12 protein-coding genes are annotated in these 13559 nt (G+C 34.6%); 1 reads left to right on the top strand and 11 read right to left on the bottom strand.

Features of this window, described 5'->3' with window-relative positions; all coding sequences use genetic code 11:
• Positions 1–200 precede the first annotated feature (200 nt).
• Positions 201–1670: a glutamate decarboxylase gene (gene gad, locus AC22L0_RS08435; protein WP_087965899.1), complete on the bottom strand. Its 1470-nt coding sequence runs from the start codon at positions 1668–1670 to the stop codon at positions 201–203.
• A gap of 221 nt (positions 1671–1891) precedes the next feature.
• On the opposite strand from gad, the gene AC22L0_RS08430 reads away from it, so the two are divergent.
• Positions 1892–2155 carry a lipid II flippase family protein gene (locus tag AC22L0_RS08430; RefSeq protein ID WP_087965901.1) on the top strand — a complete coding sequence of 88 codons (264 nt, stop codon included), beginning with the start codon at positions 1892–1894 and terminating at the stop codon, positions 2153–2155.
• 368 nt (positions 2156–2523) lie between these two features.
• On the opposite strand, the gene splB is transcribed toward AC22L0_RS08430, so the two are convergent.
• The 10 genes from splB to AC22L0_RS08380 all read right to left on the bottom strand — a co-directional run bounded on the left by splB (position 2524) and on the right by AC22L0_RS08380 (position 13435).
• Positions 2524–3552: a spore photoproduct lyase gene (gene splB / locus AC22L0_RS08425; protein ID WP_001039641.1), complete on the bottom strand. Its 1029-nt coding sequence runs from the start codon at positions 3550–3552 to the stop codon at positions 2524–2526.
• Positions 3549–3812 (bottom strand): transcriptional regulator SplA, encoded by a 264-nt coding sequence (locus AC22L0_RS08420; protein ID WP_000396091.1) that lies wholly within the window; start codon positions 3810–3812, stop codon positions 3549–3551. The genes splB and AC22L0_RS08420 overlap by 4 nt, the downstream gene beginning before the upstream one ends.
• 175 nt (positions 3813–3987) lie before the next feature.
• A complete protein-coding gene (locus AC22L0_RS08415; RefSeq protein ID WP_016110009.1) occupies positions 3988–4161 on the bottom strand; it encodes a hypothetical protein in 174 nt (57 codons plus the stop codon).
• 288 nt (positions 4162–4449) lie between these two features.
• Positions 4450–4674: a DUF2187 domain-containing protein gene (locus AC22L0_RS08410; protein ID WP_087965904.1), complete on the bottom strand. Its 225-nt coding sequence runs from the start codon at positions 4672–4674 to the stop codon at positions 4450–4452.
• A 310-nt stretch (positions 4675–4984) separates the two neighbouring features.
• Positions 4985–6304 carry an aromatic amino acid transport family protein gene (locus AC22L0_RS08405; RefSeq protein WP_087965906.1) on the bottom strand — a complete coding sequence of 440 codons (1320 nt, stop codon included), beginning with the start codon at positions 6302–6304 and terminating at the stop codon, positions 4985–4987.
• A 290-nt stretch (positions 6305–6594) separates the two neighbouring features.
• Entirely contained in the window at positions 6595–7485 is an 891-nt protein-coding gene (gene sdaAA, locus AC22L0_RS08400; RefSeq protein WP_000281779.1) for an L-serine ammonia-lyase, iron-sulfur-dependent, subunit alpha, read from the bottom strand.
• Between the two features lie 21 nt (positions 7486–7506).
• The gene (locus tag AC22L0_RS08395; RefSeq protein ID WP_087965908.1) at positions 7507–8205 is read right to left on the bottom strand and encodes a serine dehydratase beta chain; all 699 of its coding nucleotides are present in this window, start codon (positions 8203–8205) and stop codon (positions 7507–7509) included.
• 638 nt (positions 8206–8843) lie between these two features.
• Entirely contained in the window at positions 8844–9098 is a 255-nt protein-coding gene (locus AC22L0_RS08390; RefSeq protein ID WP_487272194.1) for a hypothetical protein, read from the bottom strand.
• Positions 9099–9935: 837 nt separating this feature from the next.
• A complete protein-coding gene (locus tag AC22L0_RS08385; protein WP_000331137.1) occupies positions 9936–11009 on the bottom strand; it encodes a patatin-like phospholipase family protein in 1074 nt (357 codons plus the stop codon).
• 1826 nt (positions 11010–12835) lie between these two features.
• Complete coding sequence (locus tag AC22L0_RS08380) at positions 12836–13435, bottom strand: TasA family protein (protein ID WP_000525503.1); 600 nt, start codon at positions 13433–13435, stop codon at positions 12836–12838.
• Between the last annotated feature and the right edge of the window lie 124 nt (positions 13436–13559).

Genomic DNA, 13559 nt, shown 5'->3' with positions numbered 1-13559 from the left:
CAGAAGAAAAGCCAATAGATTTCTGAAAACTAGGCGTATGATTTGATATTGTAAAGCCCTCAGGCATCAATTTGTTCATCACCTATCATCATGTATCCCTTGGTTGAAACCATCAGCTTTTCTGTACCACTTCCCAGTCGATAGCTCGAAAAGTTATGGGTGTTGAGCTCAATTTAACGACGACGAGAGCTGCTCCCTAATTAGTGATGAAACCCATTATCACATTTCGTATCATGTGGCATAGGTCCATCCAAGGAATCCAGAAAGGCAACGGCCTGTTTGAGGTTCCTCAAAAATAAATGCGCGAGATCCATAGAAAATCCGTTTCGAACCACAACGCGCATAATCGTCACTGCTTCTAGATCTGGAGGCAATGGATATGCGGGTACTTGCCAGCCGAACACACGCAATTGTCGAGATAAATCATAAAGGTTCCAGTTTAATGTGTAACCTTTTTTCAGTTGCCAAGCGAAAACCGGAATATCCGAACCATCGGACAAAAGTTCGAACGGTTCCATCTCCTGAATCGCCTTGCTAAGAAAAAGAGCGACCTTCTGAGAAGCCCTTTGGACATCATAGTACCCACTTTTCCCCAAACGCAGGTAATTGTAATATTGTAGGAGCACTTGTGCGCCAGGACGTGAAAAATTCAGGGCAAAAGTCGGCATGTTTCCGCCTAAATAGGAGACGCGGAAGATTAAATCATCGGGGAGATCATCAGCTTCCCGCCAAATTATCCAACCCAAGCCAGGATAGACTAATCCATATTTATGTCCCGATACATTGATGGACTTCACCCTCGGCAACTGAAAATCCCAGACTAAATCTGGTTGAAGAAACGGTGCTATAAATCCGCCCGAAGCCGCATCTACATGCATAGGAATGTCGAGTCCCGTCCTCTCCTGTAAATCGTCCAACGCTTTTGCAATGGCGGCAACCGGTTCGTAAAGTCCGGTATAAGTCTCACCGAGAATCGGTACCACACCAATCGTATTTTCATCCACGGCTGCAAGGACCCCTTGAGGATCTAATCGGGGATGCTCAGGGCTAACCTTCACATAGCGTGGTTCAACCTCCCAATAGTTCGCAAATTTTTCCCAAACGACTTGAACAGCAGAACTAAACACAATATTAGGCCGATCCACCGGCTTACCCTCTCTTTTTCGTACATTTTGCCAGCGTCTCTTTAACGCAAGCCCCCCGAGCATACAGGCTTCCGACGATCCAGTTGTTGAAACGCCCATAGTTGTAAGGGGGCTGGGGGAATGCCAGAGGTTGGCTAAAATGCGGACACACCGCTCCTCAATTTCAGCTGTCTGTGGATATTCGTCCTTATCAATCATGTTCTTATCAAATGATTTAGCATATAAGTGCTCTGCGGTAGGTTCCATCCATGTACTAACGAATGTTGCAAGATTCAAGCGTGCATTGCCATCAAGAGTCATTTCATCATGGACGATTTGATACGCTGTTTCTGGTAACATGCCTTCATCAGGCATGTGAAAGCGCGGAACGACTGATTCTCCTTTGCGGGCAAAAAGAGGATTTATAGAAAATTCGGGAGGCAGCTCCATTTGCACGTGACGCGGTAGATATTGTGGATTATCTGGCATAACCTCTTTTCCTTCATATGTATCGTTTTGCACTTCTTCTTTTCGATCCTGCGGCATACTAGTCCCCCTTAATTAATGGTTTAACAAATATATTATTTACAAAAAAACATTTGCTAAACCAAGGGACAATTCTAATAAAAGGTGATGCCATCATTCAAAATAAAGGAGTATAGTTTTTGATTATAAAATAGAAATTGATTTATATTTTAATGAAAATATTGAATGTTTTTAATATAATTATTGAGTTATGTATTTATAGAAACTTAAGAGGTATGATTATGGAGTTTATTACTTTTAAAGTAATTGGTATCTTTTTATTTTTAATGCTTATGACTTCTATAGAAGTTTTAGGATATGGAGTTCAACTTGTTGGGGCGAAATTAGCTTTAGTTGCATCGGCTTTTGCTAAATATAATATTATGTCTTTAATTGCTCGATTTTCTAATATGTTTCAACAACCATTTACTGTTTCTTTAGTTGATAGTACAGCAAAAAATGGTAGATTAGAATTACTAATTAAACAATTAGATTTTTGTTATTAGATTCTACTATGGGAGTAATACTTGGAGGGATTATTAGTACCATTTTTTATGAAAGTTCTTTCTAAAGCGCTAATACCATTGTCAAAAGATGATTCGTTTTTAAACATGTTCAAATTAATATGTTCACAAAAGAATTGATGCAACGTTAAAAAGAATGAGCCCGGTACAATACCGGACTTATATTCATACAACCGCTGTATTTTTCTGTTTAACTGTTGGGATTCAGTTCATAATGAAACATATTTTTACATAAAAGACTTTCGTATATAAATTTTTCAAATGATATATTAGCGAATTGTTGACCAATATCACTTTTTTGAGTGAGTAATTTTTTAGATTGATGATATAATGAATTTTGTTCGTTTCTTTTATGTAAAATATTCTAGTTTTGCATTAGGAAAGAACTGTTTCATATAGGAATACAGATAGTTTTTTATATCCTCTTCTTCTTCTTTTTGATAAATGTATTTTCCGATTCCATATTTCCCCCATTTATACCTTCTTTTCTCTTCATCTAATTCTAGTTTTGTCATCGGGTAGTTTTTTTCAATTACTCTCTTAGCTGGCTTTGTAAAACGATGTTGAATAAATTCAAATGTAATATCATCCCGTGCATCAAGAGGTAATTCAGCATTTAGGCGTTCAAACATATGATAGTATCCTTCCTTCCAGCCTTCATGCAGGTAAATAGGAGCTACAATGAAACCAAGAGGATATCCAGCTCTAGCTACTTTTCCTGCTGCCTCAATTCGTTTAGCTAAGGGAGAAGTTCCTGGTTCAAAGTTTTTAATCACATAATCAGCGTTTACACTAAAGCGAAATCTTGTTTTTCCGTTATGTTTAGCATCAAGTAAATGATCTACATGGTGGAATTTCGTAACAAATCTCAATTTCCCATATTCAGATTCTCCAAAATGCTCAATGGCCCGTTTAAGGGTATGCGTTAAATAATCGATTCCTACAATATCTGAAGTACACGACGCTTCAAATCTTGTTACTTCAGGTGCACGCTCTTTCATGTATTTATCAGCAGCATCTAAAATTTCTTCAACATTTACATACGTTCGTATATAAGGCTTACTTCCCATCGTTGTTTGTAAATAACAATAATGACAATGTCCCATACATCCCGTCGCAAAAGGAATTGCATACTCTGCTGAAGGCTTGGAAGTATCGAATTTCAGTGTTTTTCTAACACCAACAACCAGCGTGGATTTTGCTACTCGATACCTTTGAAAATCGTTATCCCCTGGCAAATCTCTTACTTGATTATGGGAAGTAGTATGTCGAATTTCAACATCCATCTTTGAAAACTTCTCAAACAGCTCTTTCCCCAAAGGATAATCCAATGCTTTCGGTTCAAAATATACGAGCTTAGGCATAAATGGCTTATTCATTCTAACATCCCCTCTGAAATATCACCATAATAGTAAGTGTAAGCTTGGTTTGCCTCATCTTCGGTAGCATATATAGCCATCTCATTTGTTAGTGGATAATACGTTTCGTAAAGAAATAGTGCTAATTCATTAGGTCTTTCAGGATTATTTACAACTGCTGCAGCTTGTATGTTAGCTACGTCTTGAGTATGAGGATTTCGGTAAAAAATATAGACAATGTCACCAGCATGATACGTATTACTTTCAGAAGAAAATTCCATTCCATCACCATCTCATTTCATAAAATTCAATGCTCACAGTTTTACTTTCTAATTTCCTTGTAGTGTAACTATTTAATTACATTGATAATGATTACGCCATACAAACATATTTTGAAAAATGAATAATAAATGTACTCCCAAAAAGGCAAGCATATATCAATGCTTGCCTTTCGTTCTAACGACGATGTTCAACAAGATCGATTACACCTAAAACGACGTGTGCTAAACCAAAACCAAATACTGTATTTGCAATCATTTTATTAGTTCCACGAGTTTGTTTAAGAGCATAACCTGCTGCTGTCACTGCTGCACCTAAAGCTGTTGGAATTAATCCTTCACGAATGTCCACAGTGATGCCTCCTTGTTTCGTAGTTAGTAAATTTGTTTTAATGACTCGAAGTAAAGTATTAAAACAAGTATTAGTATTTTTCTTTTTAATAAAATTATGTGAAATTCTTATGAATAATATTTTAAATCCATAACAGCTATAAAGATTGAAAAAATTATTAATTAACAAATAAGAAAATATCTTCAAAACGTATTTTTATATGAAAATTTTATACCTCAGACAAAAAAATCTTTGCGAAAATTCTCTCCATAAAAAGTGCTCCTAAATTTATATATATAGGAGCACTTTTTATGAAACACTATTCTTTATTTGCTTATGAACCACTTTATTATAATAACCATGCTTTACAACTTGCCTAAAATCATCTACCTCGATATCCATTCTTTCCGCAATATCTACAACAATTGTATTTTGTAAAACATTCACCATAAATCCCATTAATTTCAAATTATGATTTTTACGATATGAAAATTGAACGTAATCCCCAAGTGTTACTTCTTTATTATGTTTCATTTGGCGCCCCCTAAATTATCGATAATTATACAATAGTTTTCCCCTTTTTTACTTCTACATACTGGGTCACCAGTTTATCATTTTAGCCAATTCATCTCCCACCTACTTATTTCGCGTTCCTTGAGGAAGGGGTCTTCTTGGCTAAAATGATAAAAGTTATGCATATAATAAAAAAAGACAAACTCTCCAATGTGAGGAGTTTGTCCAAAAATATGATTTCTTTAGTTTAACAATATAGAATTCAGTTCCGATAAGAATCTTTCTTTTTTCCATATCCCACGATTTTTGCATCGATACTAACAATAGTGGATTAGAATAATGACTTAATACTTGCTAGGACAGTAAGAATACCTATAATAATGACAAATACATTGCTCAATTTCCCTTTGTATTTAGCAAGTACTGATACTTTATGGATTGCATACATTGGTAGTATACATAAGATAGCAGCAACTAGCGGACCGCTAAGGGCATCAATGATTCCAAGAATACTTGGATTTGTATAAGCAACATACCAGCATGTTAATACGACAAAAGTAAGAATCATTGTCTTAACTGTTTTTTCTCCTATATCTTTCCCACGTTTTTTACTGGACTTGATAATCATGTCACGCATTACCTCATACGCTCCTATATAATGACCAAGGAAAGACTTTGTAATAGCCACAAATGCAATGATAGGAGCTGCAATAGTGATTACTGGCGAATTAAGCTCATTAGCAAGATATGATAGGATTGACAAGTTCTGTTCTTTTGCCACCTTAAGATCATTTGGAGTCAAACTTAAGGTACTGCTCCAAACAAAGAACATAACAACTACGAATGTCATAATATAACAAACTTTTTGTATTTGAGCACATTTAGCATCAGTAGCATCTATTCCATACGTAGCTCTCTGTTTCATAACAAATGACGAAATCATAGGCGAATGATTAAACGAGAATACTATGATTGGAAGTATCATCCATATCGTTCCTAAATATCCTGTTCCTGTTGAAGCAGTAGAAACAGCTGAAAAACTAAGCATTGACGTATTCCACTGTGGAATCAAAGATATTGCGATAAAAAGTAGAGAAGCTATAAAAGGATACACTAGCATGCTCATGATCTTTACAGTTATATCTTGACCAAAATTTAGTATAGCGATAAGACCGAGTACTAAAACAAGCGATAAAATGGACCTTGGAGGCTCCGACATGTGCAATTGATGCACGATAAAGCTACTAGCGGTATTTGTAAGTGCGACCGAGTACATCAGCACGATCGTATAAATGGAGACAAAATATACAATATTAAAAATGATACTTGCCTTATTTCCAAAATACTCTCTTATTGTACCTGTAATCCCCTCATCGGCAGAGTTCGAAGCGTAAATCATTTTAGCAAGCGCCCTATGTGAATAATACATAACAGGATATGCAAGTATGGTAATTAACAGCAATGATAATAAACCACCTGAACCTGCATTAATCGGTAAAAAGAGTACTCCTGCTCCAATTGCTGTTCCAAAAAGGCTCAATGCCCAGGTAGTATCCTGTTTATGCCACTTTTTAGGGTCTAGATATTTCTCATTTTTTACTGCAGTGTTATCAGCTTGAAATTCTATGTTTTTTGCAGTATCCCCATCCATATAATAATTCCTCCTTGTGTCCTATTCTTAATTCTCTTTTTAAGATATAGGAATATAGACCGTTCTTGAAAAATGAATAGCTTATATAGTGCCCCACAACGAATATCCCCCTTCTAGGTTAATAAAAATCAAAAAATTAGCGAAGCATCAACCTGAAGGGTTTGTTACCACTTATAAAATATTTTAATTATATAGTAGTATATTTTATTGATAACTCCCCCAATATACAGACATCCTTAGGCGAACAATAGAGTAAAGATTGTTAAAAACTTCACAATATATTCGATAACTTATTGATTTGATTGTTTCTCCCCAAAGATTTTATTTTTAATGGAAATTCCTGTAGGTGTAGCTGCAATACCACCTAAACCTGTCTCTCTTAATTCGCGAGGCATCTGTCTTCCAACTCTATACATGGCTTCAATCACTTCGTCAGCATTGATGAGATTGTTTACGCCAGCTAATGCGATGTCCGCTGCTGCTAAAGCATTTGCCGTTCCAATGGCGTTTCTCTTTACACAAGGAATTTCTACCAAACCAGCGACCGGATCACAAACTAAACCGAGTAAATTTTGTAATGCAATCGAAAAAGCTTCAGAAGATTGCTGTGGCGTTCCACCCGCAGCTTCTACCGCAGCTGCAGCCGCCATCGCTGAGGCACTTCCTACTTCAGCTTGACATCCTCCATACGCTCCTGAAATACAAGCGTTGTTTGCGACTATCGTTCCAAATAACGCTGAAGTGAATAGAAAATGAATCATATCTTCATGACTTAACTGCAACGTATCTTTAATACTAAATAGGACTCCCGGAATCGTCCCACTCGCACCTGCTGTTGGAGTTGCACAAATAGCTCCTAATGCAGCATTTACTTCATTAACACCGATAGCACTTTGAATCCCTAACACCATCAAATCTCCAGAAAGAGTTTTCCTATTTTCTCGATAGTTTTTAATTTTTACAGCATCCCCTCCGGTCAAACCTGTTGGAGAAAATACACCGTCGCCCTCGATACTTTTATTTATTGCATGTTGCATAGTCGCTAAATTTCGTTCCATTTTACTCCATACTTCTTCATAAGAAGTTTTAGTTTGTTTGATTTCCTGTTCGATTGCTAATTCATAAATTTGCTTTTGGCTTTTATTAGCTGCATCCACAATTTCTTTTATGGCCATATACATATTTTTCACTCCTTAATGTGACTAAAGAATAATAAGAATAGCTATATTGCTTAAATCTCCTAATTCCTTCTGAGCATTACCTGGCAATATCGAATCCAAAGCGAATGCATATAAATATTTTGTTTTATCTTCCAAACTATGAAAGTTGTTAATTTCCACATCATATTGTTTAAAGATCCTGCGTAAAACAAATTCAAAGTCAGCTCTTTCTGAAATCGCAATAACAACTGGCAATGGCCCCTGCAGATTTAAGCTAAATCCATCAATTTCAACATTTTTGACTTCAATCAACCCACCACCGACCGAAATACCCATTACTCTAATACTTCGACTTTCATCCTCTGCATATACATCTGCCGTATTTGGATGACCAGCAGGACTATTACCCAATTGTTCAATAAAGGTAATGTCAATTCCCTTAGACTCTGCTATTTTAATAGCATCTGGCACTTTGCTGTCATCAGCAGCTAAGCCTAATATACCAGCAATAATTGCAAAATCAGTTCCGTGACCTTTATGGGTTTCAGCAAATGATTCATAATACTTTACCACAACTTTTTTGGGAAGACCTTGAAATAATTTATTAGCAACTGTTCCAATAGCCAAAGCACCTGCAGTATGTGAACTTGAAGGGCCTATCATTATGGGCCCAATCACATCAAAACAACTTTTGTATTTAACAATCTTTTTTTCTTTAATAGATGCTACATTCATGTTCATATAAGCACCCCCATAATTTATTATTTTTAGCTGTAGTTGAATCTAAGTTATTAGAATGATCGATTCAAAACAAGTTTCATTTGATAACGCTTTCTTTATTGAGTTGAATAAACTTCCCTTCTAATCCGCTATCCTCCGTATAGTAATCATATCAGTATGTCCAATTTTAAAAAATTACTGGCAAGTTCTTTAGAATTTTTAATCCAAAACGAGGTTTGATATTTTCTCTAGAGGTAATAAATTGTGTCTCGACGCCCTCATTATAACTTGTATATTTATAAGTTTAATCTTTTTTTATTTTTAGAAAGATTGAATAGACAGAATTTTGAATAGGTAATAAATTACACTTAGTATGTAGCAATTGTGTCCTTTGTTTGAAGCTGTATTAGTTAGTAAAAAAGCAAAAATAACACAGAGTTCCTTTCATAAACACATTGATTATATTGAAAAATCATTATAAAGATACTTATATTGTCTTTTGTTTGAACATCTTATTTTGAACGGGAAACCTGTTGCAATAAATAATTCATTCATATGAAAAGGAATACATTATAAAATTTAAAAACGTTTTAGTATATTAATTATACATTTTGTATAAATATTAATTAACAAAAAAAAACTAACTTCTTATTAGGATCTTAACATAAAGGATACATTCCAAATAACAATGGAGATTCTACTTTATCAATTTCTTTATACGTTACATTTCCCTCTTTACCTGCAACAGCAACTTGTACTTTTTCATTTGTTTTCACATCTTCTGCACCTATTGCACCACCCGCCAATAATCCTGTACTTAACAGACTATCGTGAACGAAAGTTAGAGAGTTATGGAACAAAATATAATGTGTATGTACATACATTTCTTTTAAAAGAAGTTTTGTAGTATGCAACTGAATTAAAAAAATATAGATTTTTATGACTCTTTTTAGGGGATATAGCAAAGTGGGATCTTTTATATGCACATTGCTATACCGAACTAGATTTCAGCATAGTATTTTTTTGCAACTCATTGATTTTTACCAAACACGTATAAAAACCAACAATATGAAAATAAACGACTGGCTAAAATTTTACTTTCAATAAAATAAAAAAGAACCTGCAAATTTGCAGATTCTCCTGATAATGATTTATATGAGTAAGACTCGGAAATATAATACAATGATTCAAAAATAAGTTCAAGTAAATTCAAAGAACCCGCTGGAGTTCGAGTTCTTTCAGAAGTGATGATGTTTTCTAGGCTTAGCAAAGTGAGAAAATACAAGAATATAATACATCGAGATTTAGAGAATTTCAATACTTAAATTAGAGGTTATTTTAATATGATGTAACATCAGCATTTTGAAGGAATAGCAATGAATACCTTATACATTCCCAGTCTACATAACGCTTTATTATCAGTAGAAAGAAAAAGGAAAATCCCTACTTTCACAATAAATCCGCCTTGCTACTCTATTCATTTTTTGATACATTCCTATCCACCGTTTTAGGCTTCTCTTTTGTACTGTGTTAGCCGAAAAATTGTATAAATCATAATTCGTTTTTCTTCCACCTGTTTCACCCTTTCTACACCCTAGTTTTACAAAATAAGAAGTCATCAAAACTTATATTTATTACTTTCTGTTATCTCCTCTCTCTTGTTCTATGCATAGTCTATCTAAATTTTTATTAGCTACTAAAAAAAGAATTTACAGGACGATAAAAAAAAGCCAAGTGCATTGCACTCGGCTTTATGGTCGATTAAACAATTTTACTTCAGACGTATTAAACTGATGTAGATAGTCTTTAGTAGAAGTATAACCTGAATTCATGAGTGTTTTCTTTTCTTCTTCTGTGATATCAAAATTAAACGACGACGTAAAGAATGTATTAATAAATACAGTGCGGGCAGCATCTTCTTTGGTGGTTTTTCCGCTCTCATGACCTTTGATCATGGTTTGAGACAAATTCCATGCAAAATGAATAAGAGAATGGCCAATATGATGTTCTGTTGAGGTTGCGATATGTTTTAACATGGCAACCTCCGCCTGAGATTCTAAACGGAAACCAAGTGTTTCTTTGTTGTAGACAATTTCATCTGTAGGATCAAAGAAAGATGCATTGTATTTCGTGTGTAAGCTTCTTAGTGTAGAATGATCCTCTATATTGCTTATCAGTTTATTAACCTCGTCAATCGTATCTGTGGTCGTGAAGTGTTCTTCTTTATTCACAAAACTTTTCCGATCAAATAAACGAATTGGGTAGTTATCGAGTACACCTCCGTCTACATAATAATCTTTATCCCATTCCACAGATTTAAAAAAGAATGGGATGGACATCGAAATCCGCACAGCAACTACTAACGGGACATCAGGTGTCGTTTCGCGAGAAAACGTACGAAGCTGGTGTGTAGAAACGTTCGTTCCTTGGAAAAACACGTCTTTTCCTGTTTTGTCATACAACTGCTGAAAAGTTGTGTCCTTACTCCCTGTCCACTTTTCAACGATCTTTCCTACCCACTCAGTGAAGAAATCCCCTTTATAGATACCAAAACCATCAAAAAACAAACGAATGTTATCTTGTACAATCGAAAAATCATCATCTTTAAACGCTTTGAAATTCATGTCTTTGTGGATTTTTACAAGATCTGCGAATGGAATGGAAAGACCTAAAAGTAATGCAGTAATCGCTCCAGCTGAAGTCCCCCCAAATCGTTGTATTTCTGGTAAAATCCCTTCTTCATTTAGTGCACGGATAGCACCTATATAAGCGCTTCCCTTTACCCCGCCACCTTCAAATACTAAGTTACGAAATGGATATGCCATTATATACCTCCAATCAAGAAATTTTCGATCTGTTATAGTATCGGAAGTATATTGAAATATATTCCAAATGGTATTAAGAAAGTTTCATGTCCTCCGATACGTATGGCCGAATTATCTTTATTCAATGGATGAATTGTTTGAAAGAGAAGAAATTTGCTTGGAATGGTAATTTAGTAGGATAGGAAACAGGAAACGGAGTGCATCTTTGGATGCACTGAATAATATCCCCTTTTGAAATCGTATATAACGTAACTTCTTTTCCGATGTCCAAGTAAAATCACGAGTAAGAAATCAAGGAATAATCTACATTTCATAAATCCCGCACTCTCTTTAACATACAATTCAGTGAAATAATTTGTTTCAAATACGTAGAAATATGGTTTAACCAGCAATCAATGATCAGGTCTTCTTACCCTAAGTAAACCTAAATCTATTTGTCTCCATACAGAAAGGAATAAATAGTTTTGTTCCTATTCATGAAATAGTACAATATATGCAAAATTACATATCTAATTAATTGCTTTTAATGTTATATTTTAATAGCGATGAATGCTATTATTTCATAAGTTGTCAACAAGCGTTATGTATGTATGAGAAAAAGGAAGGAGCCAAATAGGCCCCTTCCTTTTTCTACTAATTAACTAAATTACTCTCTGGTAAAAATTTAAATAGTAATGCTCATTTACAGGCGTCTGATTATGCATTAAACATGCTAACTTTGCTTGCTGTCGGAAAAATTAAAGACGATAGTCAAATATGTCCTTTCATTACTTTATATTGAAATAAATAATGATTCAAAGTTATTTTGTGAAAATTATACAAAAAGTACTAATTCGTCGTTTACCTAACAATAGATAATATAGATAAAGAAAAAATACTAGAGGATATCACAGTGTAGTAGTCTCTAGTATCTTTTCATAGTATTTTAGCGGCTATACAATACGGAGGGATAAAAAAAGGACCTCTTACGGAAAGATAAGAGGTCATCAAAAAGATAAAAATGTTGTATTTGAAACACGCGAGTTTCTAATTCACATCATAACACAATATATTTATATATTCAATATATACATTAAATATAAGTATTGTATGTTCAAAAAAACACATGGAATATTAATTTGTAACAGTATATATTTTCCTCTTTTATTCTATTTCTTCTACAATGCCGTGATTGTAACAAATATCCCTCTTTCTTTTTCGGATGATTACGAATAAAAATACTACATGTTTTCTGTCTCACTTGGAATAAAGCATCATGGTAAAAATACAATGCTGACAAGTAAAATACTTAATACAATCAACCCTATCCCTAACATCATCCATTCACCCTTTTTAGAATTTTAAAATTTAGCCCTTCACTTTCATATACTTCTCTTTTACATGAGCCAATAAGTCCCTCAGCTTATTCTCTGCAGGGTGTTCTTGATTTTCTGGAACTTCTCTGCCATAGGATGAAAAGTTTTGTGAGCATGCACTAGTTGTTACTTTCAATTTCGCGTATGAGGATGTATGCTCATCATAACTGGATTACGTCTTCTTGGGGATAAAGGGGACAGGAAAGTTGCTAAGCTAGCGTAAGGTGCTAAATTCCCTCAAAATATCTCAAAATTCGGATAATCATTTAATATTTCTATACTCTCCAACTTACAACAAAACACATCGCAAAATATTTTTACGATGTGTTTTAAAAGGGAAATCATCATCAAGTTTTTCACCCATATTTTTATAAGGAGTTTTACCATTGAGGATAAACGCCTTCATTTCAAAACAGTTCTTTTCATTTGTATACGATATGTCTCACACATATAGTATACAAATTATTACCCTTACTTTTCTTCACCGCTTGCTTGCATGGAATTAAAAGTCCAATTTAATTTCAACGCATCTCCTTGAAATACATTTTGTTCTTCACCGTTATCTACGAATGTAAACATTACATAAAATGTATCATCATCACCTGGAGCAAGTCCATTTCCTTCTCGATCTACAATACCGTTCTTTACAAGATTAGGAATATTTCCATTTTGCGTAGCTACCTTTAATTCAGATAATGTAGTAGACCAAATTGGAACCTCATTTTTATCCAAGTTCCACAAGAAATCAACACGGATATGATCACCAAAATCAGCATTTCCATTATCCCCTTTCGCATCGATTACACTGTAATCTGTCAGGAGTTTCACATCTTCTATTGCTAAGGTTCCTTTGTTTACTAATTGAAAACCACGTTCCATTTCATCACCTGGTTTCAGATTGTCGACATTAATAACAACTTCTGGATTCACACTCAAATCTAAAGTACCCGCTGCAAACGTGTTTTGTGATACTTCCTTATCACTAAAATATGCATATGTTCCCCCGCCAATTAAGGATAAGCCAAGCGCTGCAGTTACAACACCCATACCAAGTTTTTTCTTCATACCCATTTCACAAGTCCCCCTATTGTTAAAGTTTAAACTACAAACCTTATTTCCATCCCACAAACAACAATAATAATTAAGCAACTTCCTTGTCCCATAATGAAAGCGAACTTACTTTAAACTAGTTACT

This window comes from Bacillus sp. LQ01 (assembly GCF_057624735.1).
This window is presented reverse-complemented; position numbering and strand designations above follow the sequence as displayed.